Annotated in this window: 24 protein-coding genes; 13 read left to right on the forward strand and 11 right to left on the reverse strand. The window is 68.4% G+C overall.

The window, feature by feature from the left end; genetic code table 11:
- The first annotated feature begins 78 nt into the window (after window positions 1-78).
- The 7 genes from MRS60_RS28860 to MRS60_RS28890 all read left to right on the forward strand — a co-directional run bounded on the left by MRS60_RS28860 (window position 79) and on the right by MRS60_RS28890 (window position 7,505).
- Entirely contained in the window at window positions 79-870 is a 792-nt protein-coding gene (locus MRS60_RS28860) for an alpha/beta fold hydrolase (RefSeq protein WP_243566084.1), read from the forward strand.
- A gap of 74 nt (window positions 871-944) precedes the next feature.
- Complete coding sequence (locus MRS60_RS28865; protein ID WP_243566085.1) at window positions 945-2,345, forward strand: amidase family protein; 1,401 nt, start codon at window positions 945-947, stop codon at window positions 2,343-2,345.
- A 441-nt stretch (window positions 2,346-2,786) separates the two neighbouring features.
- On the forward strand, window positions 2,787-3,257 hold the full coding sequence (locus MRS60_RS28870) for a rhodanese-like domain-containing protein (protein WP_034182017.1): 471 nt from the start codon (window positions 2,787-2,789) through the stop codon (window positions 3,255-3,257).
- Window positions 3,258-3,285: 28 nt separating this feature from the next.
- Window positions 3,286-4,224, forward strand: a complete 939-nt coding sequence (gene epsC, locus MRS60_RS28875) for a serine O-acetyltransferase EpsC (RefSeq protein WP_034182018.1) — start codon at window positions 3,286-3,288, stop codon at window positions 4,222-4,224.
- Between the two features lie 8 nt (window positions 4,225-4,232).
- On the forward strand, window positions 4,233-4,454 hold the full coding sequence (locus MRS60_RS28880) for a helix-turn-helix domain-containing protein (protein WP_034182019.1): 222 nt from the start codon (window positions 4,233-4,235) through the stop codon (window positions 4,452-4,454).
- Window positions 4,455-4,585: 131 nt separating this feature from the next.
- Window positions 4,586-5,518: a family 2A encapsulin nanocompartment shell protein gene (locus MRS60_RS28885; protein WP_006479760.1), complete on the forward strand. Its 933-nt coding sequence runs from the start codon at window positions 4,586-4,588 to the stop codon at window positions 5,516-5,518.
- Window positions 5,493-7,505, forward strand: coding sequence for a family 2A encapsulin nanocompartment cargo protein cysteine desulfurase (locus tag MRS60_RS28890; RefSeq protein ID WP_243566086.1), 2,013 nt, complete (start codon window positions 5,493-5,495; stop codon window positions 7,503-7,505). Before MRS60_RS28885 ends, MRS60_RS28890 begins: the two co-directional genes overlap by 26 nt.
- Window positions 7,506-7,569: 64 nt before the next feature.
- Here MRS60_RS28890 and MRS60_RS28895 read toward each other — a convergent pair whose 3' ends face one another.
- The 4 genes from MRS60_RS28895 to MRS60_RS28910 all read right to left on the reverse strand — a co-directional run bounded on the left by MRS60_RS28895 (window position 7,570) and on the right by MRS60_RS28910 (window position 9,821).
- Window positions 7,570-8,463 carry an acetylglutamate kinase gene (locus MRS60_RS28895; RefSeq protein ID WP_347814847.1) on the reverse strand — a complete coding sequence of 298 codons (894 nt, stop codon included), beginning with the start codon at window positions 8,461-8,463 and terminating at the stop codon, window positions 7,570-7,572.
- A 48-nt stretch (window positions 8,464-8,511) separates the two neighbouring features.
- Window positions 8,512-9,033, reverse strand: coding sequence for a PTS sugar transporter subunit IIA (locus tag MRS60_RS28900; protein WP_051983746.1), 522 nt, complete (start codon window positions 9,031-9,033; stop codon window positions 8,512-8,514).
- Between the two features lie 139 nt (window positions 9,034-9,172).
- A complete protein-coding gene (locus tag MRS60_RS28905; protein WP_235212515.1) occupies window positions 9,173-9,391 on the reverse strand; it encodes a hypothetical protein in 219 nt (72 codons plus the stop codon).
- A gap of 58 nt (window positions 9,392-9,449) precedes the next feature.
- On the reverse strand, window positions 9,450-9,821 hold the full coding sequence (locus MRS60_RS28910; RefSeq protein WP_034182023.1) for a DUF6697 family protein: 372 nt from the start codon (window positions 9,819-9,821) through the stop codon (window positions 9,450-9,452).
- A gap of 768 nt (window positions 9,822-10,589) precedes the next feature.
- On the opposite strand from MRS60_RS28910, the gene MRS60_RS28915 reads away from it, so the two are divergent.
- The gene (locus tag MRS60_RS28915; protein ID WP_034182025.1) at window positions 10,590-11,741 is read left to right on the forward strand and encodes a porin; all 1,152 of its coding nucleotides are present in this window, start codon (window positions 10,590-10,592) and stop codon (window positions 11,739-11,741) included.
- A 149-nt stretch (window positions 11,742-11,890) separates the two neighbouring features.
- Here MRS60_RS28915 and groL read toward each other — a convergent pair whose 3' ends face one another.
- The 3 genes from groL to MRS60_RS28930 form a co-directional block, all read right to left on the reverse strand.
- Complete coding sequence (gene groL / locus MRS60_RS28920) at window positions 11,891-13,531, reverse strand: chaperonin GroEL (RefSeq protein WP_034182026.1); 1,641 nt, start codon at window positions 13,529-13,531, stop codon at window positions 11,891-11,893.
- A gap of 12 nt (window positions 13,532-13,543) precedes the next feature.
- Window positions 13,544-13,834 (reverse strand): co-chaperone GroES, encoded by a 291-nt coding sequence (locus MRS60_RS28925; RefSeq protein WP_011694564.1) that lies wholly within the window; start codon window positions 13,832-13,834, stop codon window positions 13,544-13,546.
- 210 nt (window positions 13,835-14,044) lie between these two features.
- Window positions 14,045-15,328, reverse strand: a complete 1,284-nt coding sequence (locus MRS60_RS28930; RefSeq protein WP_217588834.1) for an alpha/beta fold hydrolase — start codon at window positions 15,326-15,328, stop codon at window positions 14,045-14,047.
- A gap of 391 nt (window positions 15,329-15,719) precedes the next feature.
- Here MRS60_RS28930 and MRS60_RS28935 point away from each other — a divergent pair, with 391 nt between their 5' ends.
- Both MRS60_RS28935 and MRS60_RS28940 read left to right on the forward strand, forming a co-directional pair.
- Complete coding sequence (locus MRS60_RS28935; RefSeq protein ID WP_217588835.1) at window positions 15,720-16,400, forward strand: class II aldolase/adducin family protein; 681 nt, start codon at window positions 15,720-15,722, stop codon at window positions 16,398-16,400.
- A gap of 120 nt (window positions 16,401-16,520) precedes the next feature.
- Window positions 16,521-17,639: a sigma-54 interaction domain-containing protein gene (locus MRS60_RS28940; protein ID WP_217588836.1), complete on the forward strand. Its 1,119-nt coding sequence runs from the start codon at window positions 16,521-16,523 to the stop codon at window positions 17,637-17,639.
- On the opposite strand, the gene MRS60_RS28945 is transcribed toward MRS60_RS28940, so the two are convergent.
- The 4 genes from MRS60_RS28945 to MRS60_RS28960 are packed head-to-tail and all read right to left on the reverse strand — an operon-like array spanning window position 17,630 to window position 21,470.
- On the reverse strand, window positions 17,630-18,418 hold the full coding sequence (locus MRS60_RS28945; protein WP_217588837.1) for an ABC transporter permease: 789 nt from the start codon (window positions 18,416-18,418) through the stop codon (window positions 17,630-17,632). The genes MRS60_RS28940 and MRS60_RS28945 overlap by 10 nt on opposite strands.
- A 22-nt stretch (window positions 18,419-18,440) precedes the next feature.
- Window positions 18,441-19,256, reverse strand: a complete 816-nt coding sequence (locus tag MRS60_RS28950) for an ABC transporter permease (protein WP_243566088.1) — start codon at window positions 19,254-19,256, stop codon at window positions 18,441-18,443.
- The gene (locus tag MRS60_RS28955) at window positions 19,256-20,362 is read right to left on the reverse strand and encodes a PhnD/SsuA/transferrin family substrate-binding protein (protein ID WP_217588839.1); all 1,107 of its coding nucleotides are present in this window, start codon (window positions 20,360-20,362) and stop codon (window positions 19,256-19,258) included. The genes MRS60_RS28950 and MRS60_RS28955 overlap by 1 nt, the downstream gene beginning before the upstream one ends.
- A gap of 31 nt (window positions 20,363-20,393) precedes the next feature.
- The gene (locus MRS60_RS28960) at window positions 20,394-21,470 is read right to left on the reverse strand and encodes an ABC transporter substrate-binding protein (RefSeq protein WP_243566089.1); all 1,077 of its coding nucleotides are present in this window, start codon (window positions 21,468-21,470) and stop codon (window positions 20,394-20,396) included.
- A gap of 452 nt (window positions 21,471-21,922) precedes the next feature.
- Here MRS60_RS28960 and MRS60_RS28965 point away from each other — a divergent pair, with 452 nt between their 5' ends.
- The 3 genes from MRS60_RS28965 to MRS60_RS28975 are packed head-to-tail and all read left to right on the forward strand — an operon-like array spanning window position 21,923 to window position 25,032.
- On the forward strand, window positions 21,923-23,095 hold the full coding sequence (locus MRS60_RS28965) for an LLM class flavin-dependent oxidoreductase (protein WP_243566090.1): 1,173 nt from the start codon (window positions 21,923-21,925) through the stop codon (window positions 23,093-23,095).
- Between the two features lie 44 nt (window positions 23,096-23,139).
- Window positions 23,140-24,186, forward strand: a complete 1,047-nt coding sequence (locus MRS60_RS28970; protein ID WP_217588844.1) for an ABC transporter substrate-binding protein — start codon at window positions 23,140-23,142, stop codon at window positions 24,184-24,186.
- Window positions 24,187-24,219: 33 nt separating this feature from the next.
- Window positions 24,220-25,032 (forward strand): energy transducer TonB, encoded by an 813-nt coding sequence (locus MRS60_RS28975; RefSeq protein WP_243566091.1) that lies wholly within the window; start codon window positions 24,220-24,222, stop codon window positions 25,030-25,032.
- The last annotated feature ends 37 nt before the right edge of the window (window positions 25,033-25,069 follow it).

Below are 25,069 nucleotides of genomic sequence, written 5' to 3' on the forward strand. Positions count from 1 at the left end.
CGCCTGCCGCATGCAGGCGCGGCCGTCACTGCAGCACTTCACTTCATGTCGCAACACAACAGAGAAAGGAGCATGACGATGGCCGGTTCGATGAAACGGGTTCTGGTATCCGCCGCGGTGATCGGCGGACTGTTCGGTGCGGTCGCGGCGCAGGCCGCGCCGAAGGACGACCTGAAGGGCACGAATGTCGTGCTCGTGCACGGTGCGTTTGCCGACGGGTCGAGCTGGAACCGCGTGATTCCGCTGCTCGAGGCACGCGGGCTGCACGTGGTGTCGGTGCAGAATCCGCTGAGCTCGCTCGCCGACGATGCGGCCGCGACGAAGCGCACGATCGACGAGCAGAAGGGGCCGGTCGTGCTGGTCGGTCATTCGTGGGCCGGCGTCGTGATCAGCGATGCGGGTAACGACGACAAGGTGAAGTCGCTCGTCTACGTCGCGGCATTCGCGCCCGACAACGGCCAGTCGATTGCCGACGTCACGAAAGGGCTGCCGGCACCGGCATGGGCCGGTGAACTGCGCAAGGACGCAGGCGGCTTCGCGCGGCTGTCGGACAAGGCGATCGCGCAGGATTTCGCGCCGGACCTCCCGCCCGCGCAGCAGCGCATCGTTGCGGCGACGCAGGGGCCGTGGTATGGCGGTTGCATTTCGGAGAAAGTCGCGCAGGCCGCGTGGCATGCAAAGCCGTCGACATTCGTCGTCGCGACGCAGGACCGGATGATCGATCCGAAGCTGCAGGAAGCGATGGCGAAGCGGATCGGCGCGACGGTCACGCGCGTGAACGGCAGCCATGTCGCGATGCTGAGCCAGCCGAAGGCCGTGGCCGACGCGATCATCGCGGCCGCGGAACGTGCAAAGCACGACGCACAGTAAGCGGATGAGGCGCCACGTTATCGCTGAAGCGTGGCGCCGCGAGTGATTGTGATGTCCTTCCACAAGGAGAAGTGATGACGCATCTCTGGCAACTGTCGGCAACCGCACTCGCGAAACTTGTGCGGCAGCGCGAAGTGTCCGCGCGCGAAGTGGCGGACGCCGTGCTCGATCGTCTCGACGCGGTGAATCCGGCGATCAACGCGGTGATCGAACACCGGTCCGACGACGTGCGGCGGCAGGCCGACGAAGTCGACCGAGCGATCGCACGCGGCGACGATCCGGGCCCGCTCGCGGGCGTGCCCGTGACCGTGAAGATCAACATCGACCAGGCGGATTTCGCGACGACCAACGGCACGCGCCTGCAGGAGAACCTGATCGCGCGTGCCGACAGCCCGGTGGTCGGCAACATCAGGAAGGCCGGCGCGATCCTGCTCGGCCGCACCAATTCGCCGACGTTCGCGTTGCGCTGGTTCACGTCGAATCTCGTACACGGCCACACGCGCAATCCGCGCAATCCGTCGCTGACGCCGGGCGGGTCGAGCGGCGGCGCGGCAGCGGCCGTTGCCGCCGGGATCGGCCCGCTCGCACTCGGCACCGACATCGGTGGTTCGGTCCGTTACCCGGCCTATGCGTGCGGCGTGCACGGAATCCGGCCGTCGCTCGGGCGCGTGCCGGCGTTCAACGCGTCGTCGCCCGAACGTGCGATCGGCGCGCAACTGATGTCATCGGCGGGGCCGATCGCACGCACGATCGACGATCTCGCGCTCGCGCTGCGTGCGTTTGCCGCGCCGGACCCGCGCGATCCGTGGCACGTACACGTGCCGTTCGACGGGCGCGAAGTGCCGAAGCGCGCGGCGCTGTGCGTGCGCCCGGGCGGCTTGCAGGTCGTGCCCGAAGTCGAGGCCGCGTTGCGCGATGCCGCGCGCCGGCTCGTCGATGCGGGCTGGACCGTCGACGAGATCGACGATACGCCGCCGATGCGCGAGGCCGCGCTGTTGCAGGAACAGCTTTGGCTCGGCGACGGTTTCGATGCATTGTCGAACGCGGCCGCGAACGACGGCGATCCGGGTGCGGCGGCGGTGATCGCCGCGGTGCGCGGCAAGGTGCGCGACCTGCCGGCCGACGTGATCGGCCGCGCGCTGGTCCGGCGCACCACGCTGACACGGCAGTGGCGGCTGTTTCTCGACGCGCATGCGGTCGTGCTGCTGCCCGTGTCGTCGGAACTGCCGTTCCCCGACGATCTCGACCGGCAGGGACCGGACGGGTTCGAGCGTGTGTGGGAGGCGCAGCTCACGCTGCGCGCGCTGCCCGCGATGGGGCTGCCGGGGCTGGCGGTGACGACGGCGCTCGTGGATGGCGTGCCGGTAGGCGTGCAGGTGGTCGCCGCGCATCATCGCGAGGATCTGTGTTTGCTCGCGGGGCGCGACATCGAAGCGCGCGGCGTACCGGTCGCGCCGGTCGATCCGGTGCAGTGATGGACTGACGGGCAAGCGAGTGCATCGGCGATGCCGTTCGGCATCACGCCGATGCGTGTCGCCTGCCGGTTGCATCCCTTCGAATCATCCCTTCGAATCATCCACGCATGCGCGGCGCCGCATGCGCTCCATTTCGGATTCCATGACAACGCGCTGCACGCCGCGTTGCTCGCTTCCCGCCGTTCCTTTCAAAGCCCTTCGACGCGTGACATCGAACGGTCATCGTCCCGCATTTCCCGCACGAATCCGAATCCGCGCCGATAGCGCGCGTCTGCTATTGCATTTCGCGCGCCGCTGATTAGGAAATGAATTTTTATTGGTTCTGCTTGCCCGGCCGCACTCGCATAGTGGCGCTGACGGCTATAGACAGCACGCAAGCTGCAACGGCCGCATTCCCGGTGTTTTTTTGATCATACGAATCTGCGAAAACGAGGAAGTGTCATGACGGTTGCATTGGAAGAACGAACCGCTGCGCAGCAGGCGCTCGAAGACGCCCGTGCGGCGGCCGCGGCGGCCGGCACGCCCTACGCGGGCGGCGTCGCACCGCAAGCTGCATGGGCACTGTTCTCGGCCGGCGACGCGTTGCTGGTGGACGTGCGCACCGCCGAAGAACGGAAATTCGTCGGCCACGTGCCGGAGTCGCTGCATGTGCCGTGGGCGACCGGCACGAGCCTGACGCGCAACCCGCGTTTCGTGCGCGAACTGGAAGCGAAGACCGGCAAGGACGCGGTGGTGCTGCTCCTGTGCCGCAGCGGCAACCGTTCCGCACAAGCGGCCGAAGCCGCGACGAAGGGCGGCTTCACGCAGGTATTCAACGTGCTCGAAGGGTTCGAGGGTGATCTCGACGAAGGGCAGCATCGCGGCGGCCGCAACGGCTGGCGCTTTCGCGGCCTGCCGTGGGCGCAGGATTGATTCACGGCCGACAAGGGGAGAAGTCAGCATGGCCGCATTCGACATCGACGACATCGTTCAATCGCTGCAGACGGTCCGCCGCGCATGGCGCGAGAAGCAGCGTCGCTCGCTCGAGCCGGGCGGGCGCGACCTGCCGGCACGCGAGGCGCTCGCGCAGATCGTCGGCGCGCTGAAGGGCGTGCTGTTCCCGATGCGGCTCGGGCCGCCCGACCTGCGCCAGGAGAGCGAGAACTTCCATGTGGCCCACGCGCTCGACGCGGCGCTGAACGCGCTGCTCGCGCAGGTGACGCTCGAATTGCGCTACGCGGCGCGGCAGCGCAACGCCGACGGGCCGCTCGACAACGTCGAAGGAGTCGCTTCGACGGCGGTGCAGGCGTTCGCCGCGCGGCTGCCCGAGATTCGCCGGCTGCTCGACAGCGACGTGCTTGCTGCCTTTCACGGCGATCCGGCGGCCGGCAGCGTCGACGAAGTGCTGCTGTGCTACCCGGGCATCCTCGCGATGATCCACCACCGGCTCGCGCATGAGCTGTACGGGCTCGGCCTGCCGCTGCTCGCGCGGATCATCGCCGAGCAGGCGCATGCGGAAACGGGCATCGACATTCATCCGGGCGCGCGCATCGGCGCGGGTTTCTTCATCGACCACGGCACGGGTGTCGTGATCGGCGAGACGGCAATCATCGGCGAGCGCGTACGCGTGTACCAGGCCGTCACGCTCGGCGCGAAGCGCTTTCCGCGCGATGCGGCCGGCCATCTGGAGAAAGGGCTTGCACGCCATCCGATCGTCGAGGACGACGTGGTGATCTACGCGGGTGCGACGATCCTCGGCCGCGTGACGATCGGGCGCGGCGCGGTGATCGGCGGCAACGTGTGGCTCACGCAGGACGTGCCGGCCGGCGCGAACGTCACGCAGGCCGTGCTGCGCAGCGAAGCGAACGCCGCGCCGCGCGCGGCGGCGCGTGTCGCCTAGGAGGCGCGATGAGCGACCTCATTCATCACTTCGGCGCCAACGTGCGCAGGCTGCGCGAAGCGCGCACGTGGTCGCAGGAGCAGCTCGCCGAGCATGCGGGGCTGAACCGCTCGTATGTCGGTGAGATCGAGCGCGGCGAGGCGATCGCGTCGATCGTCACGGCCGACAAGATCGCGCGCGCGTTCGACGTGTCGATCTCGATGCTGCTGCCGGGCGCGTACGTCACCTGAGGCCGCCCCGTTTCCCTTTCGGTTGCACGACATGACGGCTATAGCATGTTGAGCCGGCAGGTGCGTGCTTCCGATAATCACCCAGCGTCATAAGCAATCCCGTTTTCCATCTTAAGAACCCGGAGCCACACATGTCGACCGTTGCAAGCGGCACGGCCGCGCTGAGCGATCACGCCGCCCGCCAACTAGCGAACGCTACCAAGACCGTCCCCCAGCTTTCCACGATCACGCCGCGCTGGCTGACCCATCTGCTGCAATGGGTGCCGGTCGAGGCCGGCATCTACCGCCTGAACCAGGTGAAGAACCCGGAAGCCGTGCGTGCCGCATGCACGCAGCTCGAGGACGAAAGCGTGCTGCCGCAGACCTTCGTGCCTTACGAAGAGCAACCGCGCGAATACTTCCTGAACGCGGTGAGCACGGTGCTCGATGTGCATACTCGGATCTCCGATCTTTACAGCAGTCCTCACGACCAGATCAAGGAACAGCTGCGCCTGACGATCGAGACGATCAAGGAGCTGCAGGAAAGCCAGCTGATCAACAACCCCGACTACGGGCTGCTGGCAAACGTGACCGACGAACAGCGGATCTTCCCGCTGACGGGCGCGCCGACGCCGGACGATCTCGACGAGCTGCTGACCAAGGTGTGGAAGGAGCCCGCGTTCTTCCTCACGCACCCGCTCGCGATCGCCGCGTTCGGCCGCGAATGCACGCGGCGCGGCGTGCCGCCGCCGACGGTCAGCCTGTTCGGCTCGCAGTTCCTCACGTGGCGCGGCATTCCGCTGATCCCGTCGGACAAGGTGCCGGTCGCGGACGGCAAGACCAAGATCCTGCTGCTGCGCGTCGGCGACAAGCGGCAGGGCGTCGTCGGCCTCTATCAGCCGGGCGTCGCGGGCGAGCAGGGGCCGGGCCTGTCGGTGCGTTTCATGGGGATCAACAACCAGGCGATCGCGTCGTACCTGATCTCGCTGTATTGCTCGCTCGCGGTCCATTCGCCGGATGCGCTGGCTGTCCTCGATGACGTCGAAATCGCCAAGTTCCATGACTATCCCGACACCTACCGTTAATCCCGGCCTGGCCGGCGGCGACGCGCACGCGCTGCCGCACGCGCCGCTGCCGGCCGGCTTGCCCGATCCCGCGACACTGGCGCGGCTCGCGTCCGAATTCTTCTCGACGCCGCCCGGGCAGGCCGCCGCGCCCGGGCTGTCGGCGGGCAGCGGCGCGGTCGGCGGCGTGCCGTCGGCGTTGCCGGCCGCCGCGCCGATCCTCGCGTCGGTGAGCAACCCGGCGCCGGCCGGCTCGCCGCTCGCGGGGCCCGGCGGCACCGGCACCGGCATGCCGGGTTTCGCGTTGCCGCAGGGCAAGGTGCCCGGCACGAACCTCGCGCCGTCCGCGCCGACGCACGTGCTGTCGCTCGGCAACCGCGTGCCCGCGCTCGCGCCGCATGCGGCCGCGCAGAACGGGCTGCCCGACAACGCCGTGTCGATCGCGCCCGCGCTCGAGCCGCGCATCGGCGGCGCGGCGCTCGGCGTGCCGCAGGGGAATGCGGCGTCGTCGGAGGGCGCGGTGAAGGCAGCGCCGGCCGCGTCGCCGTACTACTTCACCGACGGCTCGCTGCAAGGCTGGCAGGCGACGCCGCAGGACATCGTCGTGCCGTCGAACGGCCTCGCGTCGCCGGAAGCGTTCGGGCTGCCGGGCGACGCTGCGCTGCGTGACCTGCTCGCCGTGCAGCGCGACGTGCCGGTGTCGCGCGCATCGGGCACGGACGTGCCGCGCTACTTCATCGACGATACGCATGCAGCCGAGCCGCAAGGCCAGTTGCACCGCGGCGCGCACCCGCCGTTCGACGTGAACGCGATCCGCCGCGATTTCCCGATGCTGCAGGAGCGCGTGAACGGCAAGCAGTTGATCTGGTTCGACAATGCGGCGACGACGCACAAGCCGCAGGCCGTAATCGACCGCCTCGCGTATTTCTACGCGCACGAGAACTCGAACATCCACCGCGCCGCGCATGCGCTGGCCGGTCGCGCGACGGATGCTTACGAGCATGCGCGGGAAACGGTGCAGCGCTTCATCGGCGCATCGTCGCCCGACGAGATCGTGTTCGTGCGCGGCACGACCGAGGCGATCAACCTGATCGCGAAGACGTGGGGCGTGCAGAACGTCGGCGAAGGCGACGAGATCGTCGTGTCGCATCTCGAGCATCACGCGAACATCGTGCCGTGGCAGCAGCTTGCCGCGCAGAAGGGCGCGAAGCTCCGCGTGATTCCGGTCGACGATTCGGGGCAGGTGCTGCTCGACGAATACCGGAAGCTGCTCAACGACCGCACGAAGATCGTGTCCGTCACGCAGGTGTCGAATGCGCTAGGCACGGTCGTGCCGGTGAAGGAGATCGTCGAGCTCGCGCATCGCGCGGGCGCGAAGGCGCTCGTCGACGGCGCGCAGTCGATCTCGCACATGCGCGTCGACGTGCAGGCGCTCGATGCGGATTTCTTCGTGTTCTCCGGGCACAAGATCTACGGGCCGACCGGGATCGGCGTCGTGTACGGCAAGCGCGCGATCCTCGACGACATGCCGCCGTGGCAGGGCGGCGGCAACATGATTGCTGACGTGACGTTCGAGCGTACGGTGTTCCAGCCGCCGCCGAACCGCTTCGAGGCCGGCACCGGCAACATCGCGGATGCGGTCGGGCTCGGCGCGGCGCTCGACTATGTGAACCGTGTCGGCATCGAGAACATCGCTCGCTACGAGCACGACCTGCTCGCGTATGCGACGAGCGTGCTCGCGCCGGTGCCGGGCGTGCGGCTCGTCGGCACCGCGCGCGACAAGGCGAGCGTGCTGTCGTTCGTGCTGAAGGGCTATGAGACCGAGGAAGTCGGACAGGCGTTGAACGAAGAGGGCATCGCGGTGCGCTCGGGGCATCACTGCGCGCAGCCGATCCTGCGGCGTTTCGGGCTCGAGGCAACGGTGCGGCCGTCGCTCGCGTTCTACAACACGTGCGACGAGGTCGATGCGCTCGTCCGTGTGGTGCGGCGTCTCGCGACACGGCGTTGATCGCTGACGTCGTTCGCTTGCGGCGGCCCTTGCGGGTCGCCGCAAGCGATTTCCCGCTACCCGATCAGAACCGCACGACCTGCTTCTGCTCGACGCTGAAGCCGTCGCGCAGCACGCACGCGGAATCGGCGAAGTAGCGGCGCGTTTCCGACAGCAGGTCGGTATTGCCGCGACGGCAGAACACCACGCCCGACCCTTCCTCGGTCAGCAGTTCGTCGATCAGCGATTCGGGTTGCCCGATATCGGCGAGATGGACGTTCTGCACGCCGTGCGCGAGCGCATCGAGCGCCTCCCGTACGCAGGGCGCCGCATCGGCGGCCGGACGCTCGGCGAGCCATTGCTCGAGTTCCGTGATGCCGTACAGCCCCGCGAGTTCGCCGAGTTCGCGCAGCAGCGCGCTTTCGACCATCATCACCAGCGTGACGGCGCCGGTGCGCTGCGCGAAGAGGCTGCCGACCCGTTCGGGGCGCAGCAGGCGATCCTGGCCTGCATCGTCCGGCGCGACGGGCATCACCACGGGCACCAGCCCGTTCCCGAGAAACGCGTTCAATGCGGTGCCGTCGAATTGCGCGACCGGGCTCGTGTTCGCGCGATCGGATTCGGCGCCGGCGACCAGCAGGCCGCCGTCGTGACCGTCGATGCCGATCGCCTTGACGCCGTGACTGCCGATCAGGCGTACCAGCTCGTGGTTGATGTCGGCCATCGCGGCACGTGCCGCCTGGACGGACTGCGCGCCGGACGCGGCCGGCCCGCCCTGGACGACCACCGGACGAATGCCGGTGAGCGCGAGCAGTGCGACGTCCTGAGCGAACGCGTGACGAGCGTGCGTATCGCTCGCCACGCCGTTATCGACGATAACGACGGTCTGCCCGTGCAAGGCCTGCATGAACGGCAGCGAGCGAGCCAGGCCGGCCACGCGCCGTGACGTAAGAGTGGGACTTTCAGGGTCTGGGAACATGGGAATCCGAAAGAATGAGGAAAGTGCCTGTCGCCGCACGACGCGGTGTCAGTGCGTGCGTTGCATGAGCCGATGAATCTCGCCGGGCGTCAGCGCGTCGCGCGACGCCTGCCGGAACGGGCGTTCGCTGAAACACCGCGCCGCGTCGGCGAGCAGTTCGAGATGCGCGCGGTCGTCCTGTTTCGGCAGGACCAGCACGATGAATTCGCGCACGGGCTTGCGGTCCGGCGCATTGAACGCGAACGGATACAGCGCACGAACGAACAGCGCGACGGCCGAGCCGAGCCCGTCGACCCGCGCATGCGGAATCGCGACGCCCTGGCCGAGGCCGGTCGAACCGAGCTGTTCGCGCTTCGTCAGTTCGGTCCGGATCCGTTCCGCAGGAACCCCGCTGTTGCGCGCGACGTATCGCGCGGCGAGGTCGAACAACTGGATCGCGCTTTCGACCGGCACGTCGAGCAGAATGTTGTCAGGCGGACAGGCGTCCGCCAGCCGGGCCGCGAGCGGCAAGCCGCCGCGTCGGCGGGGAAGGTCGGGGTGGCCGCCGACGGCGGCCTGCTGCGTTTGCATGCGGATCTCTCCGTGTCGTGATGACAGGGAAATCCTAGACACATCCGTGTAAAGACGGTGTCAGATACGCGGGGGCCCGGTATTAAAATTTCGTATCGATTGCGGCGCGGCTCGCGCCGCACGCCCGATACGGACGTCTTCACGTGCCCGACAGCACGAACGGCAGCGTCGTCAGCAGAAAGACCGAAATGCCGACGACCGGCGCGCCGAACGCGATCGCCGCGAACGCCACCGCGGCGCTGGTCAGCACGAGCGTTCTCGACCGGCGGCGGTGCCGGTCGTGCGCAGTTGCCTTGTCTTCGCGGACGGCATCGGCCCGCGCGCCGATCACGTGTTTCCAGAACGTCAAGCCAAGCATGATTGCTCCTGTATGAAAGACGACCGAGACGCGGCGCGCGATGCGCCGTGCAAACGTGTCAGCAGCGCCTGAGCTTCAGCACGCGCGAGATCTGCCCGGACGTGAAGCCGCTGTTGCGCACGTAAGGCGCGCAGTCGAGCGGCGCGGTGAGCGATTCGCTGACGACGTACCGGCCGACGAAGCGGAACGCATCCGTTTCCATCTTGATGAACACCGGAATCGCATCGCGCTGCGCGGCGAGCGTCCTGCCGGCCGCACGCGCGGACGCGCTGCCGTCGCAGAGGATCACGTCGGGGGCGTGCGGGTTGAGGTCCGTGCGCAGGCACGCGGCCACGACCTTGCCGTTCTTCGTCGGCAGGAATGCCTGTTTGCTGCCGCCGCATGCGGTGTGGATGAATTCGCGGGTGTACTGCTTGTCGATCTCGAACATGCTCGGGCTCCGGTATCGGAAATTTCCGTGAATGAACTCAGGTATGCAAAATTGTTTGACCGGATCGGCATGCGGGACGCGGGCAAGCGATCGGTCGTCGCTTTGGCGGCGGATCGTTGGCGCGTCGTTGCAGGGAATTTGCCGCGAGCACGCGCTTGAGCACACGATGCGCGATTACCGCATCGACGTCGTATTCAAGCGTGCACGGGTGTGACTACGGCGCGCACCGTCCGCCTGTCGGCAGGACGGTGGCTCGGGAAAGAGAGACGCAGGCGTCCTGCCTGTCAGGCAGAAAAGCAACTCGGGGGACGAGGACTTCGGATGCGCATGTCGCGTGCTCGGTGGTGGATTGCGAACACATTCTAGTGAACGCACACGCGGCCGCAAGTAAAAAGGTCGTAAAGGCGGCGCCCTCTACGTGCATTGCCGGAGGGGTGCACGGGCGCGGCACGGCGCACACCGGAACGTGTCGTTCGCGCCGCCGCTCCATGGCCATTCGCCGCCGGCCGCTTGCGGCAGGCCGGAATCGAGCTGCATCACGAAGCGCATCTTGCAGCCGCGATCCGGTGCGGACTCGATCGGTCGATGCAACACGATGGAAGCCGCGCGGCCGCGACCGCCATTGTTGACGATATTGGAAAGGTCCAATCCAGAACCGGCAATAGGTTCCGGGAAAATGACCGATTATTCTCCCGATCGCAGTACCGGCCTCCGGATGCGAGTGCTATCGGACTGCTTACAAAATCAATCGCTCAGGGGAGGCCTTTCATGAAACGCATCGTCGTATCCGGTGGTATCGGCGCGGTATTCGCCGTAACAGCAACGTCGTCGGCATTTGCCCAGAGTTCCGTCACGTTGTATGGCCTCGTCGATACGGCGATCCGGTATCAGACCAATGCCGGCCCGGACGGCAAGGACCTGATCGGGATGACGGTCGGCCCGGAAACGCACAGCCGCTGGGGCTTGCGCGGCAGCGAGGATCTCGGCGGCGGGTTGTCGGCGATCTTCCGCCTCGAGAACGGCTTCGAGCTCGGCGACGGCAAGCTGCACGTCGCGAATACGCTGTTCAGCCGCCAGGCATACGTCGGCCTGTCGAGCAACCGCTACGGGTCGCTGACGTTCGGCAACCAGTACGCGCCGCTGTACGACACGATGGGCGACATCTTCGACCCGATGACCGTCGGCGACTACTGGCAGGACAGCTGGGCGTACAACGGCATCGGCAACTACCTGACGGTGCCGAACTCGGTGAAGTACAAGTTTTCCTACAGCGGCCTGAGCGTCGACGCGATCTACGGCTTCGGCAACCATGCCGGCGCGATGGGGCTCGACAGCACGTACGGTGTGGAACTGACCTATGCACAGGGGCCCGCGTCGATCAACGCGGGCTATCAGCAGACTTCCGTGTCGTCCGTGAACGGCAGTTCGGTCAACGGCGCGAAGGTGAGCTTCGTGCACGTGAGCGGCGCGTATCAGGTCACGCCGACCGTGCGGCTGCTGGCCGGCTGGCTGCACGGCCAGGACAAGACGGGCACGACGGACTTCAACATGCAGCAGGCCGGTGCGCCGGCGCTGAGCGGCGGCAGCCCGAACCGCATCGACGATACGTTCTACGTCGGCGCGAACTGGCAAGCCACCGCGCCGCTGCTGATCACGGTGGCCGGCTATTACGGCCACGCGCGCAACGCGGCGCGGCTCGACGGCACGCTCGGCTCGGGGATCAACTACTCGGCGACCGTGCTGGCCGAATATGCGCTGTCGAAGCACACCGAGGTTTACGGCACGGTGGACTTCGCGCGCGGCAACGGCGCGTTCGCCGCCGACTATCCGGGCGCCACCAACCGGCTCACGGGCAAGGTCGACCAGATCGGCCGGACCAACAACGTCGGGGCGGCGATCGGTCTGCGGCAGATGTTCTGAAGAAGGTTCGCACGTTGCGGTGCGGCCGGAGGCGGGCGGCGCGTCCGCAACCGCGGTGCGCACGAAAAAAAAACGCGGCGACCGAGGCCGCCACGCGTTGCATGCCGAGCGTATCGCCGCCCGGTTCGGGCGGCACGCTGCGTCTATCGTCAGAAGTCGAACCCCGGCCCGCCCGCGCCCGGGCCGCCCGGCGCCGCGGCCGGCGCTGCATCCTTCGGCGCTTCGAACACGGTTGCATCGGTCGTCAGCAGCAGCCCGGCGACCGATGCCGCGTTCTGCAGCGCCGTGCGCGTGACCTTGGTCGGATCGAGCACGCCCGATTCGACGAGGTCGCCGTACTCGCCCGTCTGCGCGTTGTAGCCGAAGTTGCCCGAGCCTTCCGCGACCTTCGCGACGACGACGCTCGCTTCCTCGCCCGCGTTCGCGACGATCTGGCGCAGCGGTTCCTCGAGCGCGCGCAGCACGATCTTGATGCCCGCATCCTGATCGGCGTTTACGCCCTTCAGTTCGCGGATCGCCTGCCGCACGCGGATCAGCGCGACACCGCCGCCCGGTACGATGCCTTCCTCGACGGCCGCGCGCGTCGCGTGCAGCGCGTCGTCGACGCGATCCTTCTTCTCCTTCACCTCGATCTCGGTCGCACCGCCGACCTTGATCACCGCGACGCCGCCCGCGAGCTTCGCGACGCGTTCCTGCAGCTTTTCGCGGTCGTAGTCCGACGTCGCTTCTTCGATCTGCACGCGGATCTGCTTCACGCGTGCTTCGATGTTCTTCGCATCGCCCGCGCCGTCGATCACGGTCGTGTTTTCCTTGCCGACCTCGATGCGCTTCGCCTGGCCGAGTTCGGCGAGCGTCGCCTTCTCGAGCGTCAGGCCCGTTTCCTCGGCGACGACCTGCCCGCCGGTGAGGATCGCGATGTCCTCGAGCAGCGCCTTGCGGCGATCGCCGAAGCCCGGCGCCTTGACCGCGACCGTCTTGAGGATTCCGCGGATGTTGTTCACGACGAGCGTCGCGAGCGCTTCGCCTTCGACGTCCTCCGCGATGATCAGCAGCGGCCGGCCCGACTTCGCGACCTGTTCGAGCACCGGCAGCAGGTCGCGGATGTTCGAGATCTTCTTGTCGTGCAGCAGGATGTACGGGTTCTCGATCTCGGCGATCTGCTTGTCGGGATTGTTGATGAAGTACGGCGACAGGTAGCCGCGATCGAACTGCAGCCCCTCGACGACGTCGAGCTCGTCGGCGAGCGACTTGCCGTCCTCGACGGTGATCACGCCTTCCTTGCCGACGCGGTCGATCGCTTCGGCGATGCGCTGGCCGATCGATTCCTCGCCGTTCGCGGAGATCGTCGCGACCTGCGCGATTTCCTTGCTGGTGGTGGTCGGCCTGCTGATCTTCTTCAGCTCGTCGACGGCCGCTGCGACGGCCTTGTCGATACCGCGCTTCAGGTCGAGCGGGTTGAGCCCGGCCGCGACGTATTTCTGGCCTTCGCGCACGATCGCCTGTGCGAGCACGGTGGCCGTCGTCGTGCCGTCGCCGGCTGCGTCGCTGGTGCGCGACGCGACTTCCTTCACGAGCTGCGCGCCGATGTTCTGCAGCTTGTCCGCGAGTTCGATTTCCTTCGCGACCGACACGCCGTCCTTCGTGACGACCGGCGCGCCGAAGCTGCGTTCGAGCACCACGTTGCGGCCCTTCGGCCCGAGCGTGACCTTCACCGCGTTCGCGAGAATGTTCACGCCTTCGGTCAGCTTCGCACGTGCGACGTCGCTGAAAATGATTTCCTTCGCTGCCATGATTGCGCTCCGTTATTGATTGACGACCGCGACGATGTCTTCCTCGCGCAGCACGAGGAACTCATTGCCGTCCACCTTGACGGCCTGGCCCGCGTACTTGCCGAACAGCACGCGTTCGCCGACCTGCAGGTCGGGCACGATGCGCTGGCCGTCCGTGTCCTTGCGGCCGGGGCCGACGGCGATCACTTCGCCCTGGTCGGGTTTCTCTGCGGCGCTGTCGGGGATCACGATGCCCGACGCGGTGGTGGTTTCCTGATCGAGTCGCTTCACGATGACGCGGTCGTGCAAGGGGCGTAGGCTCATCTTTTCGTCCTGTGCTGTTCTGTCGAAATTGGCTGGCACTCTTCATCAGAGAGTGCTGACGAGTATAAAAACGCACGACGGCGCGATCCAATAACGGATTCGGAAAAGCATTTGCGCGGATGCGCTATGGACGCGTTTGCCATGCCGATTCGGCAAACCCGGCGATTGCGGGAAAGCATTCGCGCCGTCGTGCAAAGCACGTGCAGCCGGTTATTGCGGCACGGCCTGCTGCGCGGCAGGCGTGCAGACCGGGCGGATCGTCTCGCCGGCGAGCACGCGCTTCACGAACGGAATCGAATCGGCGAGCGATGCGTTCACGGTGCCGTTGTGTTCACGGCCCGCATACAGGTGCGCCTCGACCGTCGTGCCCGCCGCGCACGCATCTTTCGCGAGCGCGAGTTCGAGCGGCGCGAGCCCGTCGTCCGCGCCCGCGCCGATGAAGACGGGCGTGGCGATCCTCAGTGTCGGATACTTCAGGTATTCGTCCCACCATGCCCTTAGTCGCGCATCGGCGCCCGGCTTCACGGTGTTCGCGTGCGTGAGGTGCGCGAGCGCTGCATCGTCCTCGAGCGACGCGAGGCAACCGATGCGTGCCTGTTCGAGGATCGGCAGCGCGTTGTCGGTCAGCACTTCGTCCGCACGCAGCGACGGGGCGATCTGCTGCGCGGACAGCACCGAGTAGAACTGGTACGCAAGCGTCGGATCGACGCGGTCGGGATCGCGCCGGTAGGTGGTCTCGAACTTCGGCAGCGACGCGAGCGTGGCGCGCGACGCGTTGTAGATCGTCCCGGTCGCGACGGTCGCGCGGATCGCGAGTTCCGGCGCGTAGGCGGGCGCGTAGCCGGCCGCCGCGAATACGGCCGAGCCGCCTTGCGACTGACCGACGAGCACGACCTCGTTCGCGAGGCCCGGCACGCCGCCCAGCACCGCGCGCACGCTGTCGAGCAGCGTGTAGCTGTTCGAGCGGTTGTTGAGCTGCGGATTCGGGCCGGGCGTGCCGAGCCCTTGATAGTCGGTCGCGACGACCGCGAATCCCTGTTGAAGCCATGCGTTCAGGTAACGCACGTCGCGATACGAGCGGCCGAACCACGACGGCGCGCAGATGTCGGCCATCCCGAACGTGCCGTGCGCCCACGCGACGATCGGCCAGCCGCCGGCCGGCGGCGTGCCGCGCGGCACGAACAGCGCACCCGACACGGCGATCGGCGTGCGGCCGCCGACGCCGTCGGTCGATGCATACAGGATGCGCAGTTGCCGTGCGGCGCTCGCGAGCCCGAGCGTCGCGGGCAGCGCTTCGGAACGTAGCAGCACGCCGGGCGTCGCCGGAATGTCGCGGTCCCACGTGTAGAACGCGGACACGCGACCGTCGCCCTGCAACGGATCGGGCGCTGGAGTGCGGCCGGGCGAAGCCGCGTGCGAAACGAGAGATGGCGCGGCGAGCGCCGAAACCAGCAGCGTGCGCGCAGCGAAGCCGCGCAGGGGGAAGAGCGTCATGGTCGGATGGATGTCGGTGAGATCGGATCGGACGCGCCGGGTTGTGTCCGGCGCGGGCCGACCACGACGCAAGTTTTGAACCAGCGCGGGTGCAGCGCGGGTGGGGCACGCGCTGCGCGCGGCATGACGGGCAATGCCTGCGCGCGGCGTGCAGCACGCGCATGCGCCGGCTGCGTCTCGCGCAGCAATCCGGGCCGGTTTGCTGTTGCTCCCGCAACAGACGCAAGCACATGAATCGCGCCGAGCGAATCGCGCACGGTGCGTACACGCGGTGGTGCAGGCATGCGATGCACGCGTACCCGGCTGGCACGATTGCTGCTGATCCGGTTGCCGTGCGTCGCGGCGTTGCGACGCGAGCCCATCCGTTCACCCGATCAAGGAAACCGAACTCATGTCAGTCACCCAAGCCATCGACAGCGGCGAACTCGTGGCATTCGTCGAGCGCGCCACGCGCGAATTCGCGCAAGCCGCGCGCGTGCTGAAGGAAACGCGCACGCTGTCCGCGACCAACACGTTCCAGGCGTTCCAGCGCGTGCCAGGCACGGAACTCGTCGTCGCGCTGTCGGCGCCGAGCCCGTGGGCCGCGTCGCAGGAGATCCAGCCCGTCGTCGTTACGCTCGACGGCGACGTGCTGCACGGAGACGCGCGCGCGGGCGGCAACGGGCCGCGCTACGCGGGTGTATTCCGCGAAGTGCCGGAAGTCGACGTCGTGATTCACGTGCACGGCCCGTATCTCGGCGCATGGGCGAGTGCGCATCGTCCGCTGCCGATCCGCTACGCGCCGGCCGCGCGCTACACGCGGGCCCGCGAGATCCCGGTCTATGTCGATCGCCGTCCGGGCGAGCCGCGCTTCATCGTCGACACGATCCGGCGCGCCCCCGAGGTGCCGGCGATCATCGAGGCGAACGGCGGCGCGACGTTCTGGGGCAAGTCGATCCTCGACGTGTCGAAGTACATCCTGATCCTCGAGGAAGCCGCGTATTTCCAGGCGCTCGCGGAGCCGCTCGGCGGCTCGCTCGAATTCGGGCCGGGCGCGCTCGAGCAGCAATGGAAAATGACCGGCCTCGCGTGACGCTGCGCAGCGGGCGGCGCAATCCGGCCGCCGTCATACCGATAGCTCGATGAATTGGTTCGTGGCCGGCGCGCGCCTTGCTATCGTCGAACCTTCCCCGTTCAACACGCCGGTCGTGCCATGGCCATCTTCAGCTTGCCGGACCCGACTTCGCACGCGATCACGATTCGTGCGAAGGCGCTGACGTTCGACGATCCCAAATCGCGGGTGCTGCTCGAACGCATCCAGCTCGTCGCGCCGAGCGATGCGACGGTGCTCGTCACCGGCGAGAGCGGCACAGGCAAGGAGCTGATCGCGCGCCTCGTGCATTCGCTGAGCGAGCGCCATGAAGGCCCGTTCGTCGCAGTCAACTGCGGCGCGTTTTCGGAGACGCTGATCGAAAGCGAGCTGTTCGGCCACGAGCGCGGCGCGTTTACCGGCGCCATCAACAGCCAGCCGGGCTGGTTCGAATCCGCGAATCGCGGCACGCTCTTTCTCGACGAGGTCGGCGACCTGCCGCTATCCGCGCAGGTCAAGCTACTGCGCGTGCTGCAGGAGCGCGAGGTGACGCCAGTCGGCTCGCGCAAGACCGTCAAGATCGACGTGCGGCTCGTTGCGGCGACCAACGTGAATCTCGAAGCCGCGGTGCGTGCGGGAAATTTCCGCGAAGACCTGTACTACCGGCTCAACGTCGTGAAACTGAGCCTGCTGCCGCTGCGTGAGCGGCCCGGCGACATTGCGCCGCTGATCGAACACTTCATCGACATCTATGCGAAGCGGCTGCGCGTGACCGCGCCGACGCTGACGGACGCCGCGCGTGCGCGCCTGCATGCGCACGCGTGGCCGGGCAACATCCGCGAACTCGAGAACGTGATCCACCATGCGGTGCTGATCTGCGCGGGCGGCGCGATCGACGTCGGCGACCTGCAGTTCTCCGCGCTGTCGCTTGCACCCGATACAGCCGACGCGCACGGCGCGGCTGCCGCGCCGCCGCGCCGCGCACGCGACGTGGCCGAAGCGACCGATGCGCTGCGCCATGCAGTGGTCGAACTGCTGGATCTCGGCACGCCGGCGCTGTGGCAGCACATCGAGGACACCGTGTACCGCAGCGTGTTCGACTACAGCGAGCACAACCAGCTGCGCATGTCGCGCCTGCTCGACCAGTCGCGCAACATCGTCCGCGCACGGCTCGCGCAGCTCGGCATCCTGAAGCCGCGCGACGCGGGCGACGCCGACGCGCGGCTGCGCCGTCAGGCGTGATCGCGCCAGCGCAGCGCGCGCTGCGCGATCCGCTCGCATAACGCACTCATACCGACGGCCAGCGCCGTTACGCCCAGCACGCACACGAGCAGCACGTCGGCACGCGCGCCGGCCTGCGCGTTCTGCATCAGGCTGCCGACGCCCGCACCCGCGTTGAACAGCAGCTCGCTGCTGGTCGCCGTGATCCACGCGAACGGCACGGCCTGCAGCACGCCGGCGAACAGGTCGGGCAGCGCGCCCGGAATCAGCACGTCGCGCCACAGGCCGATGCGCGTCAGGCGATACGACTGCGCCAGTTCGACATAGCGCGGATCGACGCGGCGCAGCCCGTCGAAGCTGGCGGTAGTCATCGGGTAGAACGCGGCGAGCGCGATGATGAACACCTTCGCGAATTCGCCGGTGCCGGCCCACAGGCTCAGCAACGGAATCAGCCCGAGCAGCGGCACGTAGCGCAGCGCCTGGAACGCCGGTTCGCCCAGCTTGCGCGCGAGCGTCGAGCGCGCCATTGCCGCACCGAACAGGAGCCCAAACGCGACGCCGAACCCCAGCCCGAGCGTCGTGCGGCGCAGGCTCGCACCGAGATCGGTCGCGAGTTCGCCGCTGCGGGCGAGTTCGACCAGCGCGGCGCCGACTTGCTGCAACGGCACGAACGCATATTGATGGGCCGCATCGCCGGACGACGCGAACTGCCAGGCGGCAACCAGCAGGGCCGGCACGACGAGGCCGCGCGCGCGGCGGCGCAGCGGGGCGAGCGAGAGGGCGCGTGTAGCGAGGGGCATGCCGAAGCGTATCCAGTCAGGGTCAGCGCGCCGGCGTCTGCCAGCGCAATGCGTAGCGTTGCGCGAGGGCGATCGAGCGGTCGAGCGCGAAGCCGATCAACCCGATCGCGGCGACGTCGACGAGCACCACGTCGAGCCGCAGCATCTGCCGGGCCAGTTCCATCATCTGGCCGATCCCGCTGTCCGCGGCGAGCAGCTCGACCGCGACGAGTGCGAGCCACGCGCGCGCGAGCGCGATCCGGATGCCGGTCAGCAGCGGCGGCAATGCGGCCGGCAGCAGCACGTCGCGCAGCAGCGCGAAGCGGCCGAGCCCGTAGTGGCGCGCCATCTCGACGAGATCGCGCGGTGCGTCGTGCACGCCCGTGTATGCGGCCAACGCGACCGGGAAGAACACGGCCTTGCCGACGACGACGAGCTTCAGCGGTTCGTCGACGCCGATCAGCAGGATCAGCAGCGGGATCAGCGTGAGCGTCGGCACTTGCCGCAGCAGGTCGAACGTCGGCCGCAGGTAGTCGGAGAACAGCCGGCTGCGCGCGAGCAGGATGCCGAACGCGGCGCCGCCCGTCGCACCGATCGCGAAGCCGAGTGCGAGGCGATGCAGCGTGATCAGCAGGTTGTCCCGCAGTTCGCCGGTGTCGATCAGCGTGCGCAGCGTCGCCGCGAGACGGCCGGGTGGCACGACGAGCTGCGGCGGAAACCAGCGCTGCACGCTCGCGAGCCACCACAACGCGGCGAACGCGACGGGCGTGACCCACCACATCGCCTGCCCGCCGAGCCGTGCGATGCCGGGCAGGCGGACCGCGTGCGGGCCGTTCGACGCGAGCGCGCGCATCGGCATCAGCGGCTCGCGACGCGCGATGCGTCGGCGCGCCAGTAGCCGTCGAGGCCGAGCTGCTTGAGCGCGGTCGACACGAAGGTCGGCGCGAGCAGCGCGTTCACGTCGACCGGCGTGGACGTCAGGCCGGCCTGCCGGCTGTACGCGATGACGTCGCGGTAGTGACCGGTCAGCGCCGGCGTGAAGAGCGGCGTCCATTGCTCCTTCCACGGCGTCGATTCGTCCGCGTACTCGCGGCGCACGATGCTTTCCGGCTGGCCGGATGCGCTCAGGATCTTCACGTACGCGTCGCGATTCTGCGGCTGCGAGATCCAGTGCGCGGCGCGCACATAGGCCGTCGCGACGAGCTGCGTGATGTCGGGGTAGCGCTTCACGAAATCGTCGGACGCCCACAGTTCCGCGCGCATCTTCCAGTCGTCGGGCGCGGTCTTGGTCGACCAGATGATCTTGCCGACGTTCTTGTCGACGAGCGAATACGCGTCGGACAGCGTGAAGAAGCCGTCGACGCGGCCGGCCGCGACGGCCGCCGCACCGGCCTGCGGATCGAGGTTGTAGATCCTGAAGTCGGACAGCTTCAGCCCGTTCTCGGCGAGCAGCTTGCTGAACGTGACTTCCCACGGCCGGCCGCGATTGAGCGCGATGCGCTTGCCCTTGAGATCGACGATCGACTTTGCGGTCGAGCCGGCCGGCACGACCAGATACGTGTTGCTGCCGACGCCGCCCGGCACGATCAGGCGCGTATGCGTGCCCGATGCATTGACGACGACCGACGGCAGATCGCCGTAGCCCGCGAAATCGATGCTGCCGTTCGTGAACGCTTCGTTGACGAGCGTGCCGACCGCCGCGGTCGACACGGGCACCCATTGCAGCTTCACGTGCCGCGCGGCGAGCGCCTTCTCGAGCGACTTGTCGGCGTCGATCAGCGCGGACGCGCCAGCATATTGCGTCTTGCCGCCGCTCGAATAGGCCACGACGGCGATCCGCACGACCTTGGGCGCGTCTTCCGCGTGTGCGGCCGGTGCGGCAAGCGAGGCCGCGGCAAGCGGCAGCGCGGCGAGCAGCGCGCGCAGCGGGCGGCGCAGCGAGGCGAGGGAGAGCGTGTGCTTCATGATGATCCGGATGAGTTGGCGGAAGAAGGGCTCACGCACGTTTCTGCAGCGATGGCCGCAACACGTCGGCGAGCGGACGCGGGTCGATCCAGTCGGCGACATCGAAGTCGGCTTCCAGAAAACCCCAGTCGTGCAGGAACGTCTTGAACTCGTCGAGCGCGGCGACCGATTCGTCGTCGAGGTTGACGCCGAGGTGCCGGTGCAACTGGTTACCGTACGCGGCGCGGACCCAGTCGACCGACGACGCGGTTTCGCCGGCCACGTAGTGCGTGGTTTCGTCGGGATGCGTGCTCGCCCAGTCGCCGGCGGCGACGACGAGCTTCAGGAAGCCGGCGACGATGTCCGGGTGGTTCGCGAGCACGTCCGCGTTTACGGTCAGCGGACGCGGCGTGCCGTTGTTGTTGCGGATCGAACGTTCCGGATGAAAGCCGATGTCGATCACGACGTGCGCGCCGATCAGTTGCGCGATCTCGAGGCCCGTCGAGCCCTTCACGTAGATCGCGTCGACCTCGCCGCGCAGCAGCGCGCCGGCTTCGGCCGCGTACAGCGCGCGGCTCGAAAAGCCGTGCGGCGATGCGAACAGGCTCGCCGCGCGCGGGGGCCCGACGGTCTGCAGCGTGCGCGCGCATACGTCGACGAGCTCGACGTCGCGCGTGGTCAGCCCGTCGAGGCTCAGCGCGTTGACGAAGCCGCGCAGCGCCGACGCGCGAAAGATGTCGATGCGATCGTCGGGGCGGCTCGGGATCGCGATCCGGCGCCCGCGCAGCGCTTTCACGGAACGGATGCCCGACTCGGGCCGCGCGAGGATCAGTTGCGATTCGTCGACCCACGACAGCCCGATCACGCGCGTGTTCGCGTCGTTCGAGCGCGCCCACATCGCGGGGATGCTGCCGCCCTGGCGAAACGACTGCGCCAGCGTGTGGTCGCTGATCGACGACACGTCGTGACGCGTGGCGCCGCGCGACGAGCGGATCGCGACGCCGTCGGCCGACGTCTCGCCGTTGAGCCAGCCGAGATGCACGGCGATGCCGAGCGGGGTCGGCACGGGCGATCGCGCGTACCAGAACGTCTGCTGCTTGTCCGATGACGAATCGGGCCTGTCTGTCATGTGTGAGATTCCCTGTCTGGGTAAGCGTGGTCGATGCACGGTCGCGCACGGTGGTGTCGCCCGCGCGGGCCGGTCAACGTTGCAAGTTCCGGGCCAGCGAATGGAAACGGCGAGGTCGCAGACGGCGCGGGCATCGCGTGCGATGCGCGGTGCGCGAGCCGGCGCATCGCCTGTTGCGTCAGCAACAGTCGCGTCGGCCGCTGTTGCGCATGCAGCACCGGTGCGGCCGATGCAGCAGCGCGGCACGGGCCTGCTTCGGCGTGAACGGCGACGATCGGCGCGCGCCGCCCGATTGCCGTGGACGCCCGACCCGTAAGGCGCCGTGTGCATTGATCGGCGGCCACGCACGCGCAGTGGCGAGCGCGTTGGCACACCGCGTGCTTTACAGCGCAGCACACGCGCGGCACGCAGGTGCCGCACGCAATCCGAACGGGCCGACAAGGAGAATCCCGATGGCTGTTGAATTTCTGTGGCGCCTGCCGATGCACGGCGACGGCCGGCGCGCGCACGACCTGCATACGCGCGGCGAATGGAACCGCCAGCACGCATCGCGCGTCGCGCCGAAAGTTGGCGACGACGATTTCGGCTACATCGACTATCTGTCGCAGGTCGCGCGCGCGGCCGACATCGCCGGCTTCCACGGCGCGCTGATTCCGATTTTCCGCTTTACCGAGGAGCCTTGGGTCGTCGCGGCCGCGCTGGCGCGCGAGACGCGCCGGCTGCGGCTGCTGATCGCGCTGCAGCCGCACTTCGTGCATCCCGTCTATGCGGCGCAGATGGCCGCGAGCCTGCAGCGGATCAGCCGCGGCCGCGTCGAGTGGAACGTCGTCACGGGCGGCGGCGGCCCCGACCAGCGCGCGTACGGCGACTTCATCGATCACGACAGTCGTTATGCGCGCACCGACGAATTCCTCGATGTCGTGAAGGGCGTGGCGGCCGGCGAGCCGTTCACGTTCGACGGCCGCTTCTACCGCGTCGAAGCCGGCGGCCTGCTGCCGCCGCTGAGCGGCCAGAAGCCGCCGCGTCTCTATCTGGCCGGCGCGAGCGATGCCGCGCTCGCGGTCGCCGCGAAACACGGCGACGTGCACCTGAGCTGGGGCGAGCCGCTCGCGAAACAGAAGGAGGTGATCGATGCGGCGCGCCGCGCGCTCGACCGGCAGAACGCCGAGCGCGACCTACGCTTCGGCATGCGCATCGACGTTCTGGCGCGCGAGACCGAGGAACAGGCGTGGGCCGAGCTGCGGCAGATGTTCGCGACGGTGGGCGCGTCGACGCGCAACGGCTTCGGCGGGCGCGGCGAATCGTCGGAATCGGTCGGCGCGAAACGCCAGTTCGCGCTGCACCAGGGCAATACGCAGCACTTCGACGACCTGATCGTCGGCCCGAACCTGTGGGCCGGGATGTCGCAGATCCGCGGCGGCCCCGGTTGCGTGATCGTCGGCAGCCACGAACAGGTGGCCGAACGGCTCGCGGAATACGTGGACATCGGCGTATCGACGTTCATTCTCGCCAGCAACCCGCATCTCGAGGAGGCGTACCGCGTGGGCGAGGAAGTGCTGCCGCTCGTCGACGGCGCGCTGAACGCGCGCGGCACGCATGCGGCGCTGCGCGTGGCCGGCGCCTGAGCGCGGCGGCAATCCTCCGCATTCCAACGACAAGGACACTCACCATGACGACACTCGCTGCGCAGGCCACGGCCTGCGACGCACTCTGGTACACGCGCTGCCCGGTGCCGACCGCGCTCGGCATCGCCGTGCATCGCGGCTGGTTCGACGAGGAGTTCGGGCCGGACGGCATCGCGCTTCATTCGCTGCAGGAGACGGCCGACGCCAACAAGCGCGAATCGCATTTCGATCACAGCCTGCCGCACTCGTTCCGGCAGGGCGGCAACATTCCCGCGCTATGGGCGCGGGCACGCGGCGCGGATACGTGCGTGATCGGCCTGTCGTGGACCAACGAATTCCAGGCGATCGTCACGCTGCCCGAGCGCGGCATCCGCACCGCGCGTGATCTGCGCGGCCGGCGGCTCGGGCTGCCGCGCCATCCGATCAGCATCGACTTCTGGCGCGCGGCCGCGTTGAAGGGCTTCCTGAGTGCGCTCGAACTGGAAGGGCTCGGCCATGGCGACGCCGAATGGGTCGACTTGCCAGACACACGCGAGCGCCGCACCGGGCCAGCATCGTTTGCGCGCGGCCCGCACGAGTACGGGCTCGAGATCGCGGCGCTCGTGCGCGGCGACGTCGACGCGGTGTTCGTGAAAGGCGTCGCGGGTCTCGAAACCGTGCACCTGATCGACGCACAGGTCGTCATCGATCTCGGCGCGCACCCCGATCCGCTCGTGCGGATCGGCAACGGCACGCCGCGCACGCTGACCGTCGATCGCGCACTGATCGACGCGCGCCCCGATCTCGTGAGCCGCTTCCTGTCGGTCGTGGTCGGCGCGGGCGACTGGGCCACGCGCCATCCGGCAGAGACGGTGGCCTACATCGGCCGCGAAACGCGCGCGTCCGACGAGTGGGTGCGCTACGCATACGGCGCGGACGTGCACCGGCATCTGGAAACCGGGCTCGCGCCGACGTCGATCGACGGACTGGTCGCGTTCAAGGATTTCCTCGTCGAGTGGGGGTTTCTCGAGCGCGATTTCGATGCGCGCGCATGGGTCGATCCGGCGCCGTTCACGCAGATCGACCGGCATCGTCATGCGTGGGTCGCGTAGCGTGCCGCGGCGCGTCATTGCAAGGAGTCGAACATGACAGGGCTGACGATCGAATACGGCGTGCCGCCCGCGCGCCGGCACGCGGCGCGCGCCGCGCCGCGTGCGGCTGCCGCGGTTGCGGTGGCTGCGGTACGACCGCCGTCGGCGGTGCCGTCTGCGCGCACGGACGCGCGGCCCGCGCAGACGAACGGGTGGCGTGGCGCGGGCGCAGTGGCACTCGCCGTCGCGACGCTGCATGCAGGTATCGCCTTATTGGCGGCGCGTGCGCCCGCCGAACCGCCCGTGCAACCGCCGAGGCCGTTGCCGATGACGGTCGAGCTGACGCGACCGCCTGAACCGTTGCCGCAGGCCGCGCATCCGCCGCCGCCGACCGTGCAGCCGAAGCCGCTGCAGCAGGCGCCGACCCCGCCGAAGCCACGCGCGGCCGTTCCGCATCAGGCGGTCGCGCCGGCTGCCGTGCCACGGGTGGCGCGAGAAGCAGCGGCCGCGGCGCCCGCACTGGCACCGACCGCTGCCGCGCCGACCACCCCAGCGCAGGTCCCCGCGCCTGCCGCACCGGTGCGCGAAATCGCGCCGATCGGCGACGCGGCTTACCTGCGCAACCCGGCGCCCGACTATCCGGCGTTCGCGCAGGACCAGGGCTGGGAAGGGCGCGTCGTGCTGCGCGTGCATGTGCTCGCGAACGGCACGCCCGATTCCGTCGACGTTCGTACGAGCAGCGGCCGCCGCATGCTCGACAACGCGGCGGTGAACGCCGTGAAGCGCTGGACGTTCGTGCCCGCGAAGCGCGGCGACGAGGCTGTCGACGGCTGGGTCAACGTGCCGATCGATTTCAAGCTGGGCTGACCCGCCGGGCAGCCTGCCACATTTTTCAAGGAACTCA

The sequence above is a fragment of the Burkholderia pyrrocinia genome (assembly GCF_022809715.1).
Taxonomy (GTDB): domain Bacteria; phylum Pseudomonadota; class Gammaproteobacteria; order Burkholderiales; family Burkholderiaceae; genus Burkholderia; species Burkholderia pyrrocinia_C.